Origin of the sequence: Metapseudomonas boanensis (assembly GCF_042232855.1) — a bacterium.
Classification (GTDB): domain Bacteria; phylum Pseudomonadota; class Gammaproteobacteria; order Pseudomonadales; family Pseudomonadaceae; genus Metapseudomonas; species Metapseudomonas boanensis.
The window spans coordinates 2,663,413-2,684,956 of record NZ_CP113889.1 but is presented as its reverse complement, the minus strand read 5'-3'; the positions used below and the strand labels follow the sequence as shown (position 1 = coordinate 2,684,956).

General features: G+C 60.3%; 19 protein-coding genes and 1 pseudogene. 5 read left to right on the top strand and 15 right to left on the bottom strand.

Annotated features, from left to right (window positions below):
* Nucleotides 1-2: 2 nt before the first annotated feature.
* From folP to OXH74_RS12350, 3 genes and pseudogenes are all read right to left on the bottom strand, one after another.
* Entirely contained in the window at nucleotides 3-854 is an 852-nt protein-coding gene (folP, locus tag OXH74_RS12360; protein WP_375741429.1) for a dihydropteroate synthase, read from the bottom strand.
* A gap of 9 nt (nucleotides 855-863) precedes the next feature.
* Complete coding sequence (ftsH, locus tag OXH74_RS12355) at nucleotides 864-2,777, bottom strand: ATP-dependent zinc metalloprotease FtsH (RefSeq protein ID WP_375741428.1); 1,914 nt, start codon at nucleotides 2,775-2,777, stop codon at nucleotides 864-866.
* A gap of 197 nt (nucleotides 2,778-2,974) precedes the next feature.
* Nucleotides 2,975-3,527: pseudogene (locus OXH74_RS12350) on the bottom strand (RlmE family RNA methyltransferase).
* A gap of 139 nt (nucleotides 3,528-3,666) precedes the next feature.
* Between OXH74_RS12350 and OXH74_RS12345 the strand changes: the two are divergent.
* The gene (locus OXH74_RS12345) at nucleotides 3,667-3,981 is read left to right on the top strand and encodes a YhbY family RNA-binding protein (RefSeq protein WP_215379433.1); all 315 of its coding nucleotides are present in this window, start codon (nucleotides 3,667-3,669) and stop codon (nucleotides 3,979-3,981) included.
* Between the two features lie 21 nt (nucleotides 3,982-4,002).
* Here the strand turns inward: OXH74_RS12345 and OXH74_RS12340 are convergent, their stop codons facing one another.
* From OXH74_RS12340 to grpE, 8 genes are all read right to left on the bottom strand, one after another.
* Nucleotides 4,003-4,452, bottom strand: a complete 450-nt coding sequence (locus OXH74_RS12340) for a DUF4149 domain-containing protein (protein WP_375741427.1) — start codon at nucleotides 4,450-4,452, stop codon at nucleotides 4,003-4,005.
* Nucleotides 4,430-4,906, bottom strand: coding sequence for a transcription elongation factor GreA (gene greA, locus OXH74_RS12335; protein WP_215379439.1), 477 nt, complete (start codon nucleotides 4,904-4,906; stop codon nucleotides 4,430-4,432). The genes OXH74_RS12340 and greA overlap by 23 nt, the downstream gene beginning before the upstream one ends.
* Nucleotides 4,903-8,124 (bottom strand): carbamoyl-phosphate synthase large subunit, encoded by a 3,222-nt coding sequence (gene carB / locus OXH74_RS12330; RefSeq protein WP_215379441.1) that lies wholly within the window; start codon nucleotides 8,122-8,124, stop codon nucleotides 4,903-4,905. Before carB ends, greA begins: the two co-directional genes overlap by 4 nt.
* A gap of 39 nt (nucleotides 8,125-8,163) precedes the next feature.
* On the bottom strand, nucleotides 8,164-9,300 hold the full coding sequence (gene carA, locus OXH74_RS12325; protein ID WP_375741426.1) for a glutamine-hydrolyzing carbamoyl-phosphate synthase small subunit: 1,137 nt from the start codon (nucleotides 9,298-9,300) through the stop codon (nucleotides 8,164-8,166).
* Nucleotides 9,301-9,484: 184 nt separating this feature from the next.
* Nucleotides 9,485-10,288, bottom strand: a complete 804-nt coding sequence (gene dapB / locus OXH74_RS12320) for a 4-hydroxy-tetrahydrodipicolinate reductase (RefSeq protein ID WP_215379445.1) — start codon at nucleotides 10,286-10,288, stop codon at nucleotides 9,485-9,487.
* A 78-nt stretch (nucleotides 10,289-10,366) separates the two neighbouring features.
* On the bottom strand, nucleotides 10,367-11,494 hold the full coding sequence (gene dnaJ / locus OXH74_RS12315) for a molecular chaperone DnaJ (protein ID WP_215379447.1): 1,128 nt from the start codon (nucleotides 11,492-11,494) through the stop codon (nucleotides 10,367-10,369).
* Nucleotides 11,495-11,618: 124 nt separating this feature from the next.
* On the bottom strand, nucleotides 11,619-13,532 hold the full coding sequence (gene dnaK, locus OXH74_RS12310) for a molecular chaperone DnaK (protein WP_215379449.1): 1,914 nt from the start codon (nucleotides 13,530-13,532) through the stop codon (nucleotides 11,619-11,621).
* Between the two features lie 100 nt (nucleotides 13,533-13,632).
* Nucleotides 13,633-14,202, bottom strand: coding sequence for a nucleotide exchange factor GrpE (gene grpE / locus OXH74_RS12305; RefSeq protein ID WP_375741425.1), 570 nt, complete (start codon nucleotides 14,200-14,202; stop codon nucleotides 13,633-13,635).
* 155 nt (nucleotides 14,203-14,357) lie between these two features.
* Between grpE and recN the strand changes: the two genes are divergently transcribed.
* A complete protein-coding gene (gene recN / locus OXH74_RS12300) occupies nucleotides 14,358-16,031 on the top strand; it encodes a DNA repair protein RecN (protein ID WP_375741424.1) in 1,674 nt (557 codons plus the stop codon).
* A gap of 60 nt (nucleotides 16,032-16,091) precedes the next feature.
* On the opposite strand, the gene fur is transcribed toward recN, so the two are convergent.
* Nucleotides 16,092-16,496, bottom strand: a complete 405-nt coding sequence (gene fur / locus OXH74_RS12295; protein ID WP_215379459.1) for a ferric iron uptake transcriptional regulator — start codon at nucleotides 16,494-16,496, stop codon at nucleotides 16,092-16,094.
* Nucleotides 16,497-16,594: 98 nt separating this feature from the next.
* On the opposite strand from fur, the gene OXH74_RS12290 reads away from it, so the two are divergent.
* Nucleotides 16,595-17,122: an outer membrane protein assembly factor BamE gene (locus OXH74_RS12290; RefSeq protein WP_375741423.1), complete on the top strand. Its 528-nt coding sequence runs from the start codon at nucleotides 16,595-16,597 to the stop codon at nucleotides 17,120-17,122.
* A gap of 56 nt (nucleotides 17,123-17,178) precedes the next feature.
* On the opposite strand, the gene OXH74_RS12285 is transcribed toward OXH74_RS12290, so the two are convergent.
* Both OXH74_RS12285 and OXH74_RS12280 read right to left on the bottom strand, forming a co-directional pair.
* Nucleotides 17,179-17,499: an RnfH family protein gene (locus tag OXH74_RS12285; RefSeq protein ID WP_375741422.1), complete on the bottom strand. Its 321-nt coding sequence runs from the start codon at nucleotides 17,497-17,499 to the stop codon at nucleotides 17,179-17,181.
* Nucleotides 17,492-17,926: a type II toxin-antitoxin system RatA family toxin gene (locus OXH74_RS12280; RefSeq protein WP_375741421.1), complete on the bottom strand. Its 435-nt coding sequence runs from the start codon at nucleotides 17,924-17,926 to the stop codon at nucleotides 17,492-17,494. Before OXH74_RS12280 ends, OXH74_RS12285 begins: the two co-directional genes overlap by 8 nt.
* Before the next feature lie 154 nt (nucleotides 17,927-18,080).
* Between OXH74_RS12280 and smpB the strand changes: the two genes are divergently transcribed.
* Nucleotides 18,081-18,560, top strand: a complete 480-nt coding sequence (gene smpB / locus OXH74_RS12275) for an SsrA-binding protein SmpB (protein WP_215379470.1) — start codon at nucleotides 18,081-18,083, stop codon at nucleotides 18,558-18,560.
* A 23-nt stretch (nucleotides 18,561-18,583) separates the two neighbouring features.
* On the opposite strand, the gene OXH74_RS12270 is transcribed toward smpB, so the two are convergent.
* Nucleotides 18,584-19,351, bottom strand: a complete 768-nt coding sequence (locus OXH74_RS12270) for an FCD domain-containing protein (RefSeq protein ID WP_375741420.1) — start codon at nucleotides 19,349-19,351, stop codon at nucleotides 18,584-18,586.
* A gap of 322 nt (nucleotides 19,352-19,673) precedes the next feature.
* Between OXH74_RS12270 and OXH74_RS12265 the strand changes: the two genes are divergently transcribed.
* Nucleotides 19,674-21,359 (top strand): lactate permease LctP family transporter, encoded by a 1,686-nt coding sequence (locus tag OXH74_RS12265; protein WP_375741419.1) that lies wholly within the window; start codon nucleotides 19,674-19,676, stop codon nucleotides 21,357-21,359.
* The last annotated feature ends 185 nt before the right edge of the window (nucleotides 21,360-21,544 follow it).

Here is a 21,544-nt window from a genome sequence, read left to right as displayed (position 1 = left end):
TCTTATTCCGCCGCCATTACTGCAGCGATCATGCGTACCGCGTCGACAGTCTCGGCGACGTCGTGCACGCGAAGAATGCAGGCACCCTTGGCCACCGCGAGCGCGGCAAGGGCAATGCTTCCATACAGTCGTTGATCGACCTTGCGCCCCAAGGCCTGGCCAATCATGCTTTTACGCGAAACGCCAACCAACAGAGGACGCCCGAGCGAGTGCAGGTCCTCAAGGTGCTTGAACAAGCTCAGGTTGTGCGCCAGTGTCTTGGCAAAGCCAAACCCCGGATCAAGTACGATTCGCTCAGTGGGAATGCCAGCAGCCGCGCATGCTGACATACGCTCGACAAGAAAATCCCGCACCTCGCACACAACATCTTCGTAATGGGGATTTTCCTGCATATTCCCTGGCTCCCCAAGCATATGCATCAGGCAAACAGGCAATCCGGTATCCGCTGCGGCGTCCAGCGCGCCATCGCGACGCAATGCGCGCACGTCGTTGATCATACCCGCACCAAGACGAGCCCCCTCCCGCATCACAGCGGGCGTGGACGTATCCAGCGAGATCACAACATCCAGCTCTTTGGCTATTGCCTCGACAACAGGAGCGACCCGCTCCAACTCCTCGGTTGGTGATACAGGTCTGGCCCCTGGACGAGTCGACTCTCCACCGACATCGATCAGGGTTGCGCCAGCCAGCACCATCTCCTCGACATGACGCAACGCGGAGTCCCGCGCGCTGAAGCGACCGCCATCGGAGAATGAGTCAGGAGTGACATTGAGAATGCCCATTACCTGCGGCCGGGCCAAATCTATAACCCGGCTGCCGCAAGGCAACCGGGTCGGGTACTGCAGTGACTTCATTTAAAGGCCTTAATGCTCGCCTGCCGGCCCGCCAATCGGGGTTTCGGGACGCTTGGCCTCTTCACGCGGTGCCGGCGTACCGGAAGTTCCCGACCCACCTTCCCAGTCCTTGGGTTGGCGCGCAGCGCGACCCGCCATGATGTCATCGATCTGTTCGGAGTCGATGGTTTCGTACTTCATCAAGGCTTCAGCCATCGCGTCCAGCTTGTCACGGTTCTCCGCGAGCAGGCTCTTGGCGGTCGTGTAGCAGTCATCGATGATACGACGAACCTCCTGGTCAATCATCTTCGCCGTTTCACCGGACACATTGGCATGCTGCGAACCAGCACTGCGCCCCAGGAACACCTCGCCCTCCTCCTCGGCGTACATCAGTGGGCCAAGCTTTTCGGACAGCCCCCACTTGGTCACCATATTCCGGGCAATCTGGGTTGCGCGCATGATGTCGTTGGAGGCACCCGTAGTAACACCATCGAAGCCCAGGGTCATCTCTTCGGCGATTCGACCACCGAACAGCGAGCAGATCTGGCTGATCAGGGCGCGCTTGGAAAGGCTGTAACGGTCCTCCTCAGGAAGGAACATGGTCACACCTAGAGCACGACCACGTGGAATGATCGACACCTTGTAGACCGGATCATGCTCCGGTACCAGGCGGCCAACGATAGCGTGCCCTGCCTCGTGGTAGGCGGTGTTGAGCTTCTCTTTCTCGGACATGACCATCGATTTGCGCTCGGCGCCCATCATGATCTTGTCCTTGGCCAACTCGAATTCCTTCATCTCGACCAGGCGCTTATTGACGCGCGCCGCGAACAACGAGGCCTCGTTCACCAGGTTGGCCAAGTCAGCACCGGAGAAGCCCGGCGTACCACGTGCAATGACCCCAGGATCGACATCGTCCCCCATCGGTACTTTGCGCATGTGCACCTTGAGGATCTGCTCACGACCACGGATATCCGGCAGCCCCACCACGACCTGACGGTCGAAGCGGCCAGGACGCAGCAACGCCGGGTCGAGCACATCCGGACGGTTGGTCGCAGCGATGACGATGATGCCGTCATTCATCTCGAAACCATCCATTTCTACCAGCAACTGGTTGAGGGTCTGCTCACGTTCATCGTGGCCGCCACCCAGGCCGGCACCGCGATGACGGCCAACCGCATCGATCTCGTCGATGAAGATGATGCAGGGAGCATGCTTCTTGGCCTGATCGAACATGTCACGTACGCGGGACGCACCGACACCTACGAACATCTCGACGAAGTCGGAGCCGGAAATGGTGAAAAACGGTACCTTGGCCTCGCCAGCAATGGCTTTGGCCAGCAGGGTCTTACCGGTACCGGGGGGGCCGACCATCAGCACGCCACGAGGGATGCGGCCACCCAAACGCTGGAACTTGCCCGGATCACGCAGGAATTCGACCAGCTCACTGACTTCTTCCTTGGCTTCGTCGCAACCCGCAACATCGGCAAAGGTGGTCTTGACCTGATCTTCCGAGAGCAGTCGAGCCTTACTCTTGCCGAAGCTCATAGGACCTCCACGACCGCCGCCGCCACCCTGCATCTGGCGCATGAAGAACATGAAGACAGCAATGATCACCAGGATCGGAAAGCTGGCCACCAACAACTGCGTCCAGATACTCTGCTGCTCCGGCTGCTTGCCCTCGATGACAACGTTGTTGTCAATCAGGTCTCCAATGAGGCCACCGTCCTGGATGGCGGGACGAACGGTCTTGAACGGTTCGCCGTCATTGCGCTTCCCGGTAATGACGAAGCCATCGACGGTCACCCGCTCGACCTTGCCTTCCTTCACCTGCTCGATGAATTCGGAATAGTTCAGCGTCTGCGGCTCGCTCGGGCTGGAGAAGTTGTTCATCACCGTGACAAGCACAGCGGCGATGATCAACCACAGGATGAGATTTTTTGCCATATCGTTCAATTAGCTACCCTCTGGAGCGAGTACCGTCCTGGCACGAACCCCGCATGACGGCTGGTGAATAACCGGCCTAACTTACTACACAACCCCTGCCCCTGGCAGGCGCCGTCTGTAACCCTTTATGAGGCCTCTGGCCTCTCGGTAGCGACGAATCCCGACGTAGGACCGACGAACCAAGCATCCGCTGCAGTCTATTCCCCGCGAAAGCCTCGCGCGAGCATGTATTGCTCCCGGGAGCGATCACGCGACGAAAGCGGCTTGCACATCTGTACCTTGTCGAACATTTCACACACTTGCTTGTGGTAGACGTCGAAACCTTCGCCTTGGAATATCGTGATCAGAAAATCCCCCCGCCCGTGGCACACGCCCCGCGAGATCCAGAGCCAGTTCACGCAAGTACATAAATTGAGGCTGCTCGGCAGCCCTCACCCTACTCATATTGGGGGCTGTATCAGAAATCACAAGGTCTACCGGGTGTTCGCCGATGGACTCGAGAATCTGCGCGAACACGGCATCGTCGGTGAAGTCGCCCTGAATGAAGGTCACGTCAGGGATGCTGTCCATCTCCAGAATGTCAGAAGCGATCAATCGACCACGGTCACCGAACACCCGGCTGGCGGCCTGAGACCACCCGCCCGGCGCGGCACTGAGGTCAACCGCCGCCAAGCCAGGCCGAAGGATGCGGTCCTTCTCCTGAAGCTCAAGCAACTTGCAACTTGCACGATAACCGTCCTTTTGCGCCATCTTGACGTAAGGGTCATCGAAATGTTCTTTCAGCCAACGTTGGCTAGTCTTGGAACGGGCCACGGGATACCTCGTGTTCGGCTGTGCGCCCCGGAGTCACTCGGGTAAACTAGCAGCCTTTTTTCGCAGGGGTCTGATTATGGCGCTCTCACCAGAGCACAAGAAGCAATACAAATCTATCGGCCATCACCTGAAACCGGTATTGACGGTGGCCGAGAATGGTTTGACCGAAGGCGTGCTCGCCGAGCTCGAACGCGCACTGAACGATCACGAATTGATCAAGGTGCAGTTCCGCATCACCGAGCGCGATGATCGTCGGGCGCTGATCGAGGAACTTTGCTCGGCCGGCAACTGCGAGCTGGTGCAGATCATCGGCAAGATGGCCGTCGTCTACCGCAGGAACCCCAAGCCTAACCGCAACCTGTCCAACATCAGCCGTTTCAGCGGCCTTTAAGGCCGTAATGAGGGCGCGCGCTCAGCGCGCCCGGCCACTTGCAGCCTTCGAAGGGGCCACCTGCACAACCAATATCAATCCACAAAAAGCCAACAGCAGATAGCTGAAGTTCAGCCAGAACAGCGCGGTCGGCGCCCATAAGCGCGTCAGCAGGAAAACCGCGGAAAGCGCCATTGCCATCAAGAGCAGCTGGCCGCGCAAGTCCCGCCAGAGGCTCGTAGCTCCCACCGCCTGAATCAGCAGCAATGCCTGAACCAGCGTGCAGAATCCCGCAAAAGCAACCAGCAACGGACGCAAACTCCCCGCCACCATCTCAACGAGGAGCGGCGCCAGACCAATCCGGTCCAGCGCCGGCAATACAACGAAGTGCAGCAACCACAGGCCCCCGACCCAGAACACCTGGGCCAGCTGCCAGGCCATCACGCCCGCCCTACTGAGCTGTCTCCGATCAGACGTGGCGGACTTCGACAATCTCGTACTCGACGATACCGCTAGGAGTTTTGACGGTCACCACGTCGCCCTCCTCCTTGCCCACGAGAGCCCGAGCGATTGGCGAACTGACCGACAACTTGCCTTGCTTGATATCCGCTTCGTCGTCACCAACGATCTGGTAGGTCACGGCTTCGTCGGTATCGACGTTGGCGATATCCACGGTCACTCCGAAGATCACCTTGCCAGTGCGTGGCAAGGAAGCGACGTCAATCACCTGGGCATTCTGCAGGCGCCCTTCGATATCACGGATACGCGCCTCGACCATGCCCTGCTGCTCACGGGCGGCATGGTACTCGGCGTTTTCCTTCAGGTCACCCAACTCACGCGCCTCGGCGATTGCCTGAGTGATCTGCGGACGCAACACGGTCTTCAGGTGCTTCAACTCTTCTTCCAGGGCGCGAGCGCCCTGGACGGTCATCGGGAACTTGGTCATGCCTTGATTCCTGCATGGAGATCCTGCAAGCGGCGCACGGTCTTCTCAGGACCGAATTTGAGCGCCTCACAGATCGCCTCGCCGCCAGCAATGGTGGTGGTGATGCAGATCTTGTGCTGCAGGGCGTTACGACGGATCGAGTAGGAGTCAGCAATGGACTGACGCCCCTCGGTGGTGTTGATGATCAAGGTCACTTCGTCGTTCTTGATCATGTCTACGACATGAGGACGACCTTCGGTCACCTTGTTCACACGGCGCACCGGCAGGCCAGCAGCCTCGATGATGCGCGCGGTCCCTGCGGTAGCAACGACTTCGAAGCCCAGCTCGACCAGGTCACGGGCGACCTTGGCGGCAAACGGCTTGTCATCATCGCGCACGCTGATGAAGGCACAACCCGAGTTCGGCAGGATCTCGCTCGCCCCCAGCTGGGCCTTGGCAAAAGCCTCCCCGAAGCTGTCGCCCACGCCCATTACCTCGCCAGTGGACTTCATCTCCGGGCCAAGGATCGGGTCGACACCCGGGAACTTGTTGAACGGGAACACGGCTTCCTTGACGCTGAAGAACGGCGGGATGATCTCCCGGGTGAAGTTCAGTTCAGCCAGGCTCTTGCCAGCCATGACACGCGCAGCCACCTTGGCCAGTGACTCGCCGATGCACTTGGAGACGAAAGGCACGGTACGGGAGGCTCGCGGGTTCACTTCGATGACGTAAATGTCTTCGCCCTGCACCGCCATCTGCACGTTCATCAGACCGACGACGCCGAGTTCCAGGGCCATCTTCTTGACCTGGTCGCGAATCTCGTCCTGGATGTGATTGGGCAGTGAGTACGGCGGCAGCGAGCATGCGGAGTCGCCGGAGTGCACACCCGCCTGCTCGATGTGCTGCATGATGGCACCAATCACCACTTGCTCACCGTCACACACAGCATCAATGTCCACTTCGATTGCGCAATTGAGGAAGTGGTCGAGAAGCACCGGGCTGTCGTTGGAAACCTTTACAGCCTCGCGCATGTAGCGCTTGAGCTCTTCCTCCTGGTAGACGATTTCCATCGCACGACCGCCCAGAACGTAGGACGGACGCACCACCAGCGGATAGCCGATGGTCTTGGAGTGAGCCAATGCTTCGTCTTCGCTGCGTGCAGTAGCGTTAGCCGGCTGACGCAGGTTGAGGCGCTGCACCATCTGCTGGAAGCGCTCACGGTCCTCAGCGCGGTCGATGGCGTCCGGGCTGGTTCCGATGATCGGCACGCCTGCCTCTTCCAGGGCGCGACAAAGCTTCAGCGGAGTCTGGCCGCCGTACTGCACGATCACGCCCTTGGGCTGCTCGACGCGAACGATCTCCAACACATCCTCCAGGGTCACCGGCTCGAAGTAGAGGCGGTCGGAGGTGTCATAGTCGGTGGAGACGGTTTCCGGGTTGCAGTTGACCATGATGGTCTCGTAGCCGTCTTCTCGCATCGCCAGCGCAGCATGCACGCAGCAGTAATCGAACTCGATGCCCTGGCCGATACGGTTAGGGCCGCCACCGAGGATCATGATCTTCTCGCGAGTCGACGGATTGGCCTCGCACTCTTCCTCGTAGGTCGAGTACATGTAGGCAGTGTCGGTGGCGAACTCAGCTGCGCAGGTGTCGACGCGCTTGTAGACTGGCAGCACCTTGAGCTTGTGGCGATGGCTGCGCAGGTTCTTTTCGGTTACGCCGAGCAACTTGGCCAGGCGCGCATCGGAAAAGCCCTTGCGCTTGAGCTTACGCATCAGGTCGGCGTCGATGCCGGACAGGCCGAGGGTCTTGATCCGCTCCTCATCCTTGATCAGGTCCTCGATCTGCACCAGGAACCACTCGTCGATGCGGGTCAGGTCGAAAATTTCCTCGATCGACTTGCCGGCACGGAAGGCGTCGGCGACGTACCAGATACGCTCGGCGCCCGGCACCGTCAGCTCACGCTTGAGGATGCTTTCAGCTTCAGGATCATTCAGGTCCAGCTTAGGATCGAAGCCGGCAACCCCCACCTCCAGACCGCGCAGGGCTTTCTGCACCGACTCCTGGAAGGTACGGCCAATGGCCATCACCTCGCCCACGGACTTCATCTGAGTGGTCAGACGAGCGTCAGCCTTGGGGAACTTCTCGAAGGCAAAGCGCGGAACCTTGGTCACCACGTAGTCGATGGCCGGCTCGAAGGACGCCGGGGTGCGGCCACCGGTGATGTCGTTCTGCAACTCGTCCAGGGTGTAGCCGACGGCCAGCTTGGCGGCGATCTTGGCGATCGGGAAACCGGTCGCCTTGGAGGCCAGGGCCGAGGAACGCGATACTCGCGGGTTCATCTCGATCACGACCATACGCCCGGTGTTCGGGCAGATACCGAACTGCACGTTTGAGCCGCCGGTCTCGACGCCGATCTCACGCAGCACCGCCAAGGAGGCGTTGCGCATGATCTGGTATTCCTTGTCAGTCAGGGTCTGCGCCGGGGCAACGGTAATCGAGTCACCGGTATGCACGCCCATCGGGTCGAAGTTCTCGATGGAGCAGACGATGATGCAGTTGTCCTTCTTGTCGCGGACAACCTCCATCTCATACTCCTTCCAGCCGATCAGCGATTCGTCGATCAGCAACTCGTTGGTTGGGGACAGGTCCAGACCACGAGCACAGATTTCTTCGAACTCCTCGCGGTTGTAGGCGATGCCGCCGCCGGTGCCGCCCATGGTGAAGCTCGGACGGATGATGCAGGGAAAGCCGACCTTTTCCAGAACCCCGTAGGCTTCTTCCATGCTATGAGCAATGCCGGAGCGCGGGCATGCCAGGCCGATGGATTTCATGGCCTTGTCAAAACGGGAACGGTCTTCAGCCTTGTCGATGGTGTCGGCATTGGCGCCGATCATCTCTACGCCGAACTTTTCCAGGACGCCGTGGCGCTCCAGGTCCAGGGCGCAGTTCAGCGCGGTCTGGCCACCCATGGTGGGCAGCAGAGCGTCAGGACGTTCTTTCTCGATGATTTTGGCCACGGTGGCCCATTTGATCGGCTCGATATAGGTCGCATCAGCCATGGCCGGGTCGGTCATGATGGTGGCCGGGTTGGAGTTCACCAGGATGACACGAAAACCCTCTTCCTTCAGCGCCTTGCAGGCTTGGGCGCCGGAGTAGTCGAACTCGCAGGCCTGGCCGATGACGATCGGGCCGGCGCCGAGGATCAGGATACTTTTGATATCTGTACGTTTTGGCATGTTTGTTACTCGAATCCTTTGGTCAGTCGGCAGGCTTGCTTAGCGGCGCTTGGCCATGGCTTCGATGAAGCGATCGAACAGCGGGGCCACGTCGTGCGGACCGGGACTGGCTTCTGGGTGCCCCTGGAAGCTGAAGGCCTCCTTGTCGGTGCGCTCGATACCCTGCAGGGTGCCGTCGAACAGCGACTTGTGGGTGGCGCGCAGATTGCCCGGCAGAGTGGACTCCTCCACAGCGAAACCGTGGTTCTGGCTGGTGATCATCACCGCACCGGAATCGAGGTCCTGCACCGGGTGGTTGGCGCCGTGGTGGCCGTGCCCCATTTTCAGGGTCTTTGCGCCGGAGGCCAGGGCCAGCAGCTGATGGCCGAGGCAGATACCGAAGACCGGGATGTCGGTCTCGAGGAACTCGCGGATAGCCTGGATGGCATAGTCACAAGGCTCGGGGTCGCCAGGGCCATTGGAGAGGAAGATGCCGTCCGGGTTCAGTGCCAGCACTTCGCTGGCCGGAGTCTGGGCCGGCACCACGGTCAAGCGGCAACCACGGGCGACCAGCATGCGCAGGATGTTCAGCTTCACGCCGAAGTCATAGGCCACAACATGGTAAGGCAGGTCGCTTGCAGCGATCTCCGGGTGGCTGTCGGTCGCAAGGTTCCAAACGCTGGAGCGCCACTCATAGCGCTCTTCACAGGAGACTACCTTGGCCAAGTCCATGCCTTTGAGGCCTGGGAAGCTGCGAGCCAGTTCCAGTGCTTTCTCTTCGGTGGCGTCCGCGCCCGCGAGGATGCAACCGTTCTGCGAGCCCTTTTCACGCAGGATGCGGGTTAGGCGACGGGTGTCGATGCCGGCGATGGCGACCGTGTTGTTGGCTTTCAGGTAGTCCGGCAGCGACTGCTTGTCACGCCAACTGCTGGCCAGCAGTGGCAGATCACGAATGATCAGGCCCGCAGCCCACACACGGTCGGACTCGGCATCTTCCGGGGTAGTCCCGGTGTTGCCGATATGCGGGTAAGTCAGGGTAACGATTTGCTGGGCATAGGAAGGATCGGTAAGGATTTCCTGATAGCCGGTCATGGCAGTGTTGAACACTACCTCGCCGATGGTATGGCCATCGGCCCCAATGGCTTCGCCGCGAAAAATGCTGCCGTCGGCAAGCGCGAGTATGGCTGGCTTAGTCAAGAAGACCTCCCGTAGATCAAGGCTGAAGCAAACGCAGGTTGTAAAAAAGCGGGATGACGTTGATACCGTCACCCCGCTTTTTTATCTGAGCCATTCTGCGTAACTTTTAGTGGACACACTAAAGCTGCAGTTTACAGGAATGCGTCATTTCGGTCCACTCGAATGACACCCCCAATTCAGCGACTCAGCGAAGCCCAAGCACGTCCTGCATGTCGTACAGGCCCGCCGACTGGCCATCCAGCCACAAGGCCGCGCGGACAGCCCCTTTGGCGAAGGTCATCCTGCTGGATGCCTTGTGCGTAATTTCAACACGCTCACCATCGGCTGCAAACAAGACGGTGTGATCGCCCACCACGTCACCTGCACGCACAGTGGCGAAACCAATGGTTTCACGAGCCCGCGCACCTGTCTGTCCTTCGCGCCCATAAACAGCGACCTTGGCGAGATCACGCCCCAGCGCTTCAGCCACTACTTCACCCATGCGCAGAGCGGTACCGGACGGCGCATCGACCTTATGCCGGTGATGCGCCTCGATGATCTCGATATCGACATCGTCACCCAACACGCGCGCAGCCGTATCCAACAGTTTGAGACACAAGTTCACGCCGACACTGAAGTTGGCAGCGAAGACGATCGGAATATCCTTCGCCGCAGCAGCCAACAGGGCCTTTTCCTCAGCAGAGAAGCCAGTGGTGCCAATGACCATTGCCTTGCCGGCCTGACGGCAAATTTCGAGGTTCTTCAGGGTCACCGATGGGTGAGTGAAGTCGATCAGCACGTCGAATTCGTCGACAACCTTGGCCAAATCACCAGACAGCGGAACACCAATGCGCCCCAGGGCTGCCAACTCACCGGCATCAGCGCCTACCAAGCTGCTGTCAGGGCGATCGACTGCCGCGGTCAAGCCAGCGCCCTGCGCCTGCTGCACCGCCTCGATCAGGTTCTTGCCCATGCGCCCGGCGGCGCCCATTACTGCAATACGTCGCATAGAAGAAAGCTCCAAGCTGGAAGCTCGAGGCCGGAAGCCGGAAGCCGTGTTTCCGACCTCCCGCCTCTGCCTGGCTATTTAGAGATCGCCGAAAAAGCGCTTCATGCCTTCGAACCAGTTACTGGCCCTGGGCGAGTGGGAACCATCGCTCTGGAGCGTCTTGCGAAACTCGTCGAGCAGCTCACGCTGACGCTTGTCGAGGTTCACTGGCGTCTCGACCACAACGCGGCACATCAGGTCGCCAGCACCACCACCACGCACCGGTGCCACGCCCTTGCCACGCAGACGGAACAGCTTGCCGGTCTGGGTCGCCTCAGGAATCTTCAGTTTCACCCGGCCATCCAGGGTCGGCACTTCAAGCTCGCCCCCCAGCGCCGCATCAGCGAAGCTGATTGGAACCTCGCAGTAAAGATGCTTGCCGTCGCGTTGGAAAATCGGGTGCTCACGCACATTGACCACTACGTAGAGGTCACCCGCCGGGCCGCCGTGGGCGCCCGCCTCGCCTTCGCCCGAAAGCCGAATGCGATCGCCAGTGTCAACGCCGGACGGAACCTTTACCGACAGCGTCTTGTGCTCCTCGACGCGCCCCTGACCATGACAGCTGCCGCACGGGTCAGCGATCATCTTGCCGCTGCCATGGCAACGCGGGCAGGTCTGCTGCACAGAGAAGAAGCCCTGCTGCATACGTACCTGCCCGATACCACCGCAAGTGGTACAGGTCACTGGACTGGTGCCCTTCTTCGCCCCTGAGCCTTCGCAAGTCTTGCAGTTGACCAAGGTCGGTACGCGAATGGTTACGGTCGTGCCGCGTACCGCCTCTTCCAGATCCAGCTCCAGCGTGTAGCGAAGATCGCTGCCACGCTGCGGACCGCCGCGCTGGCCGCCGCGCTGACCACCAAAGAAGTCGCTGAACACATCACCGAAGATATCGGAGAAGCTCGCACCACCGAATCCAGCGCCCGCGCCAGCCCCCATCTGCGGATCGACGCCCGCATGGCCATACTGGTCGTACGCGGCACGCTTGCTGGCGTCGGACAGTACTTCGTAGGCCTCGTTGGCCTCCTTGAATTTCTCTTCGGCGGCCTTGTCATCCGGGTTACGGTCCGGGTGATGCTTCATTGCCAGGCGTCGATACGCCTTCTTCAGCTCGGCCTCGCTCGCACCGCGCTCTACACCGAGGATTTCGTAAAAGTCACGTTTAGCCATAGGTTTCCTGCACTCTAAATTTCGCCCCCTCCAGACGCGTCAACGCGGGAGCAAGCTCCCGCGTGGCGGTTCAGGCGTGCGGGGCGATCAACCCCGCACACTGGTGCGGAAGCAAGCGTGACACTTACTTGTTTTCCTTGACCTCTTCGAACTCGGCGTCGACCGCATCGTCACCCGCCTTTTCGCTGGCACCCGGAGCCTGCTCGCCCGGTTGCTGGCCCTGCTCGGCATACATCTTCTGCGCTAGCGGGGTAGAAGCCTGGGACAATGCGTTCATCTTGGCCTCGATCTCAGCCTTGTCGTCACCCTTCACGGCCACTTCCAGTTCGCCCACCGCTTTCTCAATGGCCGCTTTCTCGTCGGCAGTGGCCTTGTCGCCAGCCTCGGAAACCATCTTGCGGGTCGCATGAACCAGCGCATCGCCCTGGTTGCGCGCAGCAGCCAGCTCTTCGAACTTGCGATCTTCCTCGGCGTTGGCCTCGGCATCGCGCACCATTTGCTGGATCTCTTCCTCGGACAGGCCTGAGTTAGCCTTGATCACGATGGACTGCTGCTTGCCAGTGGCCTTGTCCTTGGCGGACACGTGCAGAATGCCGTTGGCGTCGATATCGAAGGTCACTTCGATCTGCGGCACGCCACGCGGAGCCGGCGGAATCTCGGCCAGGTCGAACTTGCCCAGGGACTTGTTCTGCGCGGCTTGCTTGCGCTCGCCCTGCAGGACATGGATGGTCACCGCAGACTGATTGTCGTCAGCGGTCGAGAACACCTGGGACTTCTTGGTCGGGATGGTGGTGTTCTTTTCGATCAGCGCAGTCATCACGCCACCCAGGGTTTCGATACCCAGGGTCAGCGGGGACACATCGAGCAGCAGCACGTCTTTCACGTCACCGGCCAGTACGGCGCCCTGAATGGCAGCGCCAATGGCGACAGCTTCGTCCGGGTTCACATCCTTGCGCGGCTCTTTGCCGAAGAAGTCGGCGACCTGTTTCTGCACCAGCGGCATACGAGTCTGACCACCAACCAGGATCACTTCCTGAATGTCGGACACGTCCAGGCCGGCATCTTTCAGCGCAATGCGGCACGGCTCGATAGTGCGCGCGACCAGATCCTCCACCAGCGCTTCCAGCTTGGCACGAGAAATCTTGACGTTCAGGTGCTTCGGACCGGTCTGGTCTGCAGTGATATACGGCAGGTTGACGTCGGTCTGCTGGGCGGAGGACAGCTCGATCTTGGCCTTCTCGGCAGCCTCTTTCAGGCGCTGCATGGCCAGCGGGTCGCCCTTGAGGTCCATGCCGGATTCTTTCTTGAATTCGTCGACGAGGTAGTCGATCAGACGAATATCGAAGTCCTCACCACCCAGGAAGGTGTCACCGTTGGTGGCCAGCACTTCGAACTGGTGCTCGCCGTCGACTTCGGCGATCTCGATCACCGACACATCAAAGGTACCGCCACCCAGGTCATAGACGATCACGGTGTGGTCGCCTTTGGCCTTGTCCATGCCATAGGCCAGTGCGGCCGCAGTCGGCTCGTTGATAATGCGCTTGACGTCCAGACCGGCAATGCGGCCTGCGTCCTTGGTAGCCTGGCGCTGGCTGTCGTTGAAGTATGCCGGAACGGTGATCACCGCTTCAGTCACCGGCTCGCCGAGGTAGTCTTCGGCGGTTTTCTTCATCTTCTTCAGCACTTCCGCGGAGATTTGCGGCGGTGCCATCTTCTGGCCCTTCACCTCGACCCAGGCGTCACCGTTGTCGGCCTTGGCGATCTTGTAAGGGACCATCTTGATGTCTTTCTGCACGACGTCTTCTTCAAAGCGACGACCGATCAGGCGCTTCACTGCGTACAGAGTATTGTGCGGGTTGGTCACAGCCTGGCGCTTGGCGGACTGGCCCACCAGGGTCTCACCATCGTTGGTGTAGGCGATGATGGATGGCGTGGTGCGCGCGCCCTCGGCGTTCTCGATGACCTTGACGCTACCGTTTTCCAGGATGGCCACACAGGAGTTGGTGGTCCCCAGGTCGATACCGATAATTTTGCCCATATTCTCTCTCCCGAAACTTTTGAATTCGTCGCGGCCTAGCAAACCAGCCGCGCCAGCAAATAAACGCTTGATCTAACAGATGGGGCCCCGAGCCAGGATTTCAAGCCTTCTCATCGATCGAGGGCGGGGTTTGCGTGGGTGCCTTGCTCACCACCACCATGGCGGGGCGCAGCAGGCGACCGTGGAGCAAATACCCCTTCTGGAACACCTTGAGCACGCTGCCCGGCTCAGCATGAGTGCTCTCTTCCATCGCCATGGCCTGGTGGTGCTCCGGATTGAACGGGGCGCCATGGGGGTCGACCGGCTCCAACTGATAACGCTTGAGGGTGTCGTGGAACAGCTTGAGCGTCAGCTCCATACCTTCACGCACCGGTCTGATCGACTCGTCATCAGCACTGGTCAGCTCCAAGCCGCGCTCTAGGCTGTCGACTACAGGCAGCAGGTCGTTGGCGAACTTTTCGAGGGCGAACTTATGCGCCTTTTCCACGTCCTGCTCGGCACGGCGACGAATGTTTTGCAGTTCAGCGGCGACACGCAGCGACTGATCCTGGGCTGCGGCCAGTTGCTCTTCCAGCACCTGCACGCGAGTAGCCAGATCGTCGCCCGACGCGGCCTCGGCAGTGGGATTCGCTTCTGGGGTCTGGGTATCCAGGGTCTGTTCGTCGGCCATGTGTTCCTCCTCATAAAAGACGGCTGCGGGAATAACCCGCCGTTCTGTCGGCCTATATGGGGTCGCAATTTGTCGGTTCAAGGGCCAGAGGCAATTGTCAGCCAGAAAACAAACACTGTATAAATAGACAGCCATCACAGCGCGGGAGTCGCACCATGCTGGTACACCTGTCCATTCACAACTACGCCATCGTCGAGCATCTCGACCTGGAGCTCGAAGGCGGCATGTCGGTGATCACCGGTGAAACCGGTGCCGGCAAGTCAATCATGCTCGACGCACTTGGCCTGACGCTCGGCGACCGCGCCGAGAACAGTGTGGTCCGACCCGGCGCGGACAAGGCGGATATCCTGGCCAGCTTCGACATTGGCGATATCCCTGAGGCCCGCACCTGGCTGGCCGAACGCGACCTGGAAAATGAAGGCCCCTGCATTCTTCGCCGAGTGATCACGGCAGAAGGCCGCTCTCGCGCCTACATCAACGGCAGCCCCTGTCCACAAAGCGACCTCAGAGCCCTCGGCGAGCTGCTGATCGATATTCACAGCCAGCACGAACACCAGTCACTCCTGAAGACCGATACGCACCGTCGACTGCTCGACGAATACGCAGGCGCCAGCGAACTCGCCCGCCAAGTCCAGCTGGCTGCGCAGCGCTGGCGGCAGACCCGCCATGAACTCGAACGGATATCCCGATCGAGCGATGAACACCGCTCCCGCCACCAGCTGCTGAGCTACCAGCTCGACGAACTGGAAAGCCTCGCATTGGGCGAGAACGAACTCGAGCAGCTTGAAATCGAGCACAAGAACCTGGCGAATGCAGAAAGCCTGCTGGCAGCTTGCCGGCAAGTGGTCGAGCTCTGCAGTGAAAGCGACGCCGGCAACGTGCTAAGCGCACTGACCTCCAGCCTCAACCGACTAACCGCCTTCCCGACGCAACCGACTGCCCTTGGCGAAGCCGTCACTTTACTGTCCAGCGCACAGATTCAGGTGGAGGAGGCCATCGGCGAGCTCAATCGCTTCCTTGACCACTTCGATGCCGACCCGGAGCGCCAACAACAGCTGGAAGAACGTCTAGACACCATCTACACCCTGGCGCGCAAACACAGGGTCCAGCCGAGTGACCTCGCTAATCTTCAACAGAGCCTTCTGGAAGAGCTGGAAACGCTCAACGCCGACGACGAAGCCGCCGAGCGCCTCGCCGAGGAGCTCACTGCCTATACCCGTCACTATCAGGAGAAAGCCAGCGAGCTCAGCAACCTGCGCGCCCGGGCAGCGGACCACCTCGCAAGCGCGGTCGAGGCGGAGATGCAACGTCTGGGAATGCCTGGCGGGCGCTTCAGCATCCAGTTGCGCGCCAGCCAAACCGACGAGCCGCAGCACTTCGGCCTGGAGCAAGTGGAGTTTCTCGTCAGCGCCAACCCCGGCCACCCACTAAAGGCGTTGGCCAAGGTCGCCTCAGGTGGTGAACTGTCACGTATCAGCCTGGCGATCCAGGTCATCACCGCACAAACCTCGCGAGTCCCAACCCTGGTATTCGACGAAGTCGACGTCGGCATCGGCGGCCCTACCGCAGAAGTGGTCGGCCAGCTACTGCGCCGCCTTGGCGAGCGTGGCCAGGTGCTGACCGTGACCCACCTACCACAGGTTGCCGCCCAAGGGCACCATCACCTTTTCGTACACAAGGATCGCCGCAGCCAGGAAACCCGGACGGCAGTGGCCAAGCTGGACGAGACTCCGCGCATCGAGGAAATCGCGCGCATGCTCGGCGGCCTCGACCTGACCGACGAATCCCTGGCACACGCTAGGAAGATGGTCACCAGCGCGAAAGGCTGAAACGGCCCCAGGGAATCAAAAAAGGCGACCCGAGGGTCGCCTTTCTCATGACAGCAAGAATTATTTCTTCTTGCGCACGTACAACACCAGATTGTGGTCGACCAACTCGAAGCCGCGCTCCTTGACGATCTCCTTCTGGCGTTTTTCGATCTCAGGATCGAAAAACTCGATAACCTCGCCGGTGTCCACACAGACCATATGATCGTGATGGCCGCTATCGGCCAACTCGAACACGGCATGGCCACCATCGAAGTTGTGGCGAACCACCAGACCGGCCGCTTCGAACTGGGTCAAGACCCGGTAGACGGTGGCCAATCCCACATCTTCGCCAGCCTCCATAAGCGCCTTGTAGACATCCTCGGCGCTCATGTGGCGCTGCTCGGCAGAGTCGAGCATCTGCAGGATTTTGACCCGAGGCAAGGTTACCTTCAGGCCGACTTTTCGCAGTTCGTTGTTTTCAACCATGGTCAGCTTTCTCGAGGAATGCGGCTTTCGCAGCTTCCCTTAATGCAGGTATGATCGGGCTTTTAATGCCCAGCCAAGATAGTGGAAGTCTCCCACCGATGCAAAACACCAAGCTCCTGCTGACCAGCCTCTCCTTCGCAGGCTTGCTCGCACTCGCCGGTTGCTCGTTCCCTGGGGTCTACAAGATCGATATCCAGCAGGGCAACGTCGTAACGCAGGACATGATAGACCAGTTGAAGCCTGGAATGACCCGACGTCAAGTGCGGTTTATCATGGGCAACCCGCTGATTACCGATACGTTTCACGCCAACCGCTGGGATTATCTGTACAGCATGCAGCCAGGCGGAAGCCAGCGTATGCAAGAGCGCGTCAGCCTGATGTTCGACAACAACGATCAGCTGATCGGCCTGGCCGGCGACTTCATGCCTGGCGTGAGCCGCGACGAAGCCATTCTGGGGACCGAAAGCAGCACCACCGAGGTCAAGCCCTCGCAAGCTGCCGAGCAGCCCAAGGCTGACGAGCCGCCGAAACCCGGTTCACTGCAAGAACAAATCCAGAAGGAAGTGGACAGCGTCGAAACGATCCCCGTGCCCATGCCGGAGCCGCTGGAAACCGCGCCTCAGTAATACGCGACAAACAAAAAAAGCCCGGGCTGGACCCGGGCTTTTTCACGCCTTCGACATCAGTCGCCCAGCGACCCCTGCCGCGCCTGGACCGCCCTGGCCGCACGCTGTTTACGCACTTCCTTGGGGTCAGCAACCAGCGGCCGATATATCTCCACCCGATCCCCCTCCTCCAGCACTCGCTCCTCGGGCCTGGGCAGGGATTTGCCAAATATGCCCAGCGGGCAAGTCGCCAAGTCCAATTCCGGAAAATACACTCCCATTCCCGAGCGCAGCACCGCAGCCCTGGCGGTGGTTCCTGGCGCCGCCTGCACACACAGCAACTGCTGCCGATCAGGCAGCGCGTAGACCACTTCGACCTTTATCAAAGACTCAGCCATACAACTGCTTCGCACGCTGGCAGAAGGCATCGACGAGGGTATTGGCGGCCTGGTTGAACAGCGGGCCTAAAGTCGCTTTCACGATAGGACCAGCGTAGTCGAAGGTCAGGTCAAGGCTGATTTTGCATGCCTTGTCGCCCAACGCCTTGAAATGCCAGACACCGTGCAACTGGGAGAAAGGCCCCTCTGCCAGATTCATCTCGATGCTCTGGCCGGCAACCAGCGCATTACGAGTCACGAAGCGCTGAGTAAGGCTACCCTTGGCCACCTCTAGGCTGGCCAGCATATGTACCTCACTCTCCTCCATCACCACGGCAGCCGAGCACCAAGGCAGGAAATCCGGATAGCTCTCAACATCGTTGACCAGGTCGTAGAGCGCCTGCGCAGGGAACGGCAATAGGGCGGAGCGCTGGATATGCGTGGTCATCTTGGCCTCGAAACAGATACCGAGCCTCGCCACACGGATACGTGCCGGGACGGGCTGGTCAAAAAAAGATCCGCATTGTCAGGGATTCGCCGACGTCGCTCAAGCCTACGCCGCCGTAGCCGCGCCGTCTTCGACTCCCTATAATGCGCCGCCTATGGCTAAGCAAAAGAAACATCCCCAAGGCACCATCGCCCTTAACAAGAAGGCGCTGCACGACTATTCCATCGAACAGAAGTTCGAGGCCGGACTGGCTCTCGCCGGCTGGGAAGTGAAGAGTCTGCGCGCTGGCAAGGCGCAACTGGTGGACAGCTACGTGCTGCTCAAGGACGGCGAGGCATGGCTGCTCGGTAGCCACATTACCCCGCTGAAAACCGCCAGCACCCACGTGATCGCAGACCCGACTCGCACGCGCAAGCTGCTCTTGCACAAGCGCGAACTGGGCAAACTGTTCGGTGCAGTCCAGCAGAAAGGCTACGCCTGCGTGGCACTGTCGCTGTACTGGAAGAAGCACCTGATCAAGTGCGAGATCGCGCTGGCGAAAGGCAAGAAGGAATTCGACAAGCGCGCCACGGAGCGGGAACGCGATTCCGACCGTGAGATCCAGCGCGCCATTCGCAGCAAAGGCAAGGAATAACGGGCGAGTCTTCGCCCGCCGCCTCAGTGCCTCTGACGGCGCTGCGCCCGGGCCATTCTCTGAGCCTCCAACTGCGACTCCTCGAGCACCTCCTGCACATACTGGATGTGCTGATGTGAGATTTCCCGCGCTTCGATCGCCCGCCTCTCGATGATGGCCTCGTACAGCGCGCGATGCTGGCTCATCAGCATCTCGCGAGTTTCACTGCGCTGCATGTACATGCCGCCAATATTGGTTACCACGTTGTGCTTGAGCAGATCGAACAAGCCTCTGATGGTATGCAGTAGCACTGCGTTGTGGCTGGCCTCGGCTATTGCAAGGTGGAAACGAGCATCCGCCGCCCCCTCCTCCTCGCGAGTTGCCTTGCTGCCTGGCGCATAGCACACCTGCAGCGCCTCGAAGGCTTCGGCCAGGCGCTCATGGTCCACCGGTGTCGCGCGCTGCGCCGCATAGAAGGCGCACGAGCCTTCCAGGGTATGACGGAATTCCAGCAGATCGCGCTGGGCCTCCGGGTTGTTCTCCAGCAGCAGCAACAACGGATCACTGAAGGTCGAGCCCAGCCCGGCCGCCACGTAGTTGCCACCGCCCTGCCGACTGACCAACAACCCCCTGGCTACCAACTTCTGGATCGCCTCGCGAAGCGATGGCCGGGACACGCCAAACTGCTCGGCAAGCGCCCGTTCAGCCGGAAGACGCTCCCCCGCCTTCAAGGTGCCTTCGAGAATCATCGACTCCAGCTGGCTGACGATATCGTCCGACAGACGGCGCTGCCGCACCTGACCAAAACCCATAGCTCTATCCACCCCTTCCACGCCCCTCAGGCGGCCTTATAACTCGGCGCTTTTGGCGCTTGCCGCGGCAGCCTAACCAGAGCGTCACACACAAACAAGAACGGCACCCAAAACAACCGATCGACCAAAGTTGTAGGGCGACAAATTGACACAACCACAACAAGGCTTTTACCCTGAGCCGTCGCCTTTGTAAATTGGTATTACCAATTATTCGACAAATAGCGCCGACTCGGTCTTAGCCTTCCGTTTCGCCACAAGCGAGGCGGTCACCGCTCGATCCGGCTAACAGGCACTCCAAAAACAATTAGGGAGCCACCCCAAGATGCAAACCTGGCAGCAGCTCTATACCCCCCTCGGCAGCCTCGGGCTGTCGGCGCTCGTCGCCTTGATCCCCATCGTGTTCTTCTTCCTCGCCCTTGCGGTTTTCCGCATGAAGGGTCACATAGCCGGCACCATTACTCTGGCGCTGTCGCTGGCAGTCGCCATCATCGCTTTCGACATGCCCGCTGACATGGCCTTTGCGGCCGCCGGCTATGGCTTTGCCTATGGCCTGTGGCCGATCGCGTGGATCATCGTGGCCGCTGTATTCCTCTACAAACTCACGGTGAAGAGCGGCCAGTTCGAAGTGATCCGCAGCTCGGTGCTGTCGATCACCGACGACCAGCGCCTGCAGGTGCTGCTGATCGGCTTCTCCTTCGGCGCATTCCTCGAGGGGGCTGCTGGCTTCGGCGCTCCGGTAGCAATCACCGCGGCCCTGCTCGTCGGTCTGGGCTTCAATCCGCTCTACGCAGCTGGCCTCTGCCTGATCGCCAACACTGCACCTGTAGCCTTCGGCGCCCTAGGCATCCCGATCATCGTCGCAGGCCAGGTCACCGGCATCGATGCGTTCAAGATCGGCGCCATGACAGGCCGCCAGCTGCCGCTGCTGTCGATCATCGTGCCCTTCTGGCTGGTCGCCATGATGGACGGCTGGCGCGGCATCAAGGAAACCTGGCCAGCAGCCCTAGTGGCCGGCGCCAGTTTCGCCGTCACCCAGTACTTCACATCCAACTTCATCGGTCCAGAACTGCCGGACATCACGTCGGCGCTGGTCAGCCTGGTTTCCCTGACCCTGTTCCTCAAGGTATGGCAACCCACGCGCGCAGAAGACGCTGAAGTGGTCGGCATTTCCGGTGGCGCAGCCGTGCTGGGCGGCTTCGGCGGTCCGCGCACCACCACACCTTCACCCTACAGCTTTGGCGAAATCGTCAAGGCCTGGTCGCCCTTCCTGGTTCTCACCGTGCTGGTGACCATCTGGACCCTGAAACCCTTCAAGGCCATGTTCGCCCCGGGCGGCGCACTGGAGCAGTTCGTCTTCCTGTTCGCCATCCCGCACCTGGACCAGTTGGTAATGAAAGGCGCTCCGATCGTTGCGACGGCCACAGCCATCCCGGCCGTGTACAAGTTCGACCCGGTATCGGCTACCGGCACCGCGATCTTCTTTTCGGCCCTGATCTCCATGGCCATCCTTTCCATCCATATAAAAATTGGTCTTACCACTCTTAAGGAAACGTTCGTCGAGCTGAAGTGGCCGATCCTCTCTATCGGCATGGTGCTGGCATTTGCCTTTGTCACCAATTTCTCCGGCATGTCCACCACCCTGGCTCTGGTTCTGGCCGGTACCGGCGCGCTGTTCCCGTTCTTCTCGCCGTTCCTCGGCTGGCTGGGCGTGTTCCTGACCGGTTCGGACACCTCCTCCAATGCCCTGTTCGGCTCGCTGCAAGCAACCACTGCCCACCAGATCGGTGTCAACGACACCTTGCTGGTCGCGGCCAACACCAGCGGCGGCGTGACCGGCAAGATGATCTCACCGCAATCCATTGCCGTTGCCTGCGCCGCAACCGGAATGGTCGGCAAAGAGTCGGACCTGTTCCGCTTCACCCTGAAGCACAGTCTGATCTTTGCCACCATGGTCGGCCTGATCACCTTGGCCCAAGCCTACGTGTTCACCGGCATGCTGGTTCATTGACATCTGTCGTGGGAGTCTCCCTGCCGCTCTCGACAAGCCGGGCGGCAGTCGACTCGCTCGTCAGGACTGTTGATAAGACTTGAGATAAACGGTGCCGGTCAGCCCGGCGCCAGCAACCCAGAACCCGCCCAGCAAGGTTGCCGAAAGCTTTGGCGCCTATGCTGGACGGATAACCGGGACCACCC

Coding starts and splice junctions, on each gene's coding strand:
- folP (WP_375741429.1), bottom strand. CDS start 854: ATGAAGTCACTGCAGTACCCGACCCGGTTGCCTTGCGGCAGCCGGGTT.
- ftsH (WP_375741428.1), bottom strand. CDS start 2,777: ATGGCAAAAAATCTCATCCTGTGGTTGATCATCGCCGCTGTGCTTGTC.
- OXH74_RS12345 (WP_215379433.1), top strand. CDS start 3,667: ATGGCGCTCTCACCAGAGCACAAGAAGCAATACAAATCTATCGGCCAT.
- greA (WP_215379439.1), bottom strand. CDS start 4,906: ATGACCAAGTTCCCGATGACCGTCCAGGGCGCTCGCGCCCTGGAAGAA.
- carB (WP_215379441.1), bottom strand. CDS start 8,124: ATGCCAAAACGTACAGATATCAAAAGTATCCTGATCCTCGGCGCCGGC.
- dapB (WP_215379445.1), bottom strand. CDS start 10,288: ATGCGACGTATTGCAGTAATGGGCGCCGCCGGGCGCATGGGCAAGAAC.
- dnaJ (WP_215379447.1), bottom strand. CDS start 11,494: ATGGCTAAACGTGACTTTTACGAAATCCTCGGTGTAGAGCGCGGTGCG.
- dnaK (WP_215379449.1), bottom strand. CDS start 13,532: ATGGGCAAAATTATCGGTATCGACCTGGGGACCACCAACTCCTGTGTG.
- grpE (WP_375741425.1), bottom strand. CDS start 14,202: ATGGCCGACGAACAGACCCTGGATACCCAGACCCCAGAAGCGAATCCC.
- recN (WP_375741424.1), top strand. CDS start 14,358: ATGCTGGTACACCTGTCCATTCACAACTACGCCATCGTCGAGCATCTC.
- fur (WP_215379459.1), bottom strand. CDS start 16,496: ATGGTTGAAAACAACGAACTGCGAAAAGTCGGCCTGAAGGTAACCTTG.
- OXH74_RS12290 (WP_375741423.1), top strand. CDS start 16,595: ATGCAAAACACCAAGCTCCTGCTGACCAGCCTCTCCTTCGCAGGCTTG.
- OXH74_RS12285 (WP_375741422.1), bottom strand. CDS start 17,499: ATGGCTGAGTCTTTGATAAAGGTCGAAGTGGTCTACGCGCTGCCTGAT.
- OXH74_RS12280 (WP_375741421.1), bottom strand. CDS start 17,926: ATGACCACGCATATCCAGCGCTCCGCCCTATTGCCGTTCCCTGCGCAG.
- smpB (WP_215379470.1), top strand. CDS start 18,081: ATGGCTAAGCAAAAGAAACATCCCCAAGGCACCATCGCCCTTAACAAG.
- OXH74_RS12270 (WP_375741420.1), bottom strand. CDS start 19,351: ATGGGTTTTGGTCAGGTGCGGCAGCGCCGTCTGTCGGACGATATCGTC.
- OXH74_RS12265 (WP_375741419.1), top strand. CDS start 19,674: ATGCAAACCTGGCAGCAGCTCTATACCCCCCTCGGCAGCCTCGGGCTG.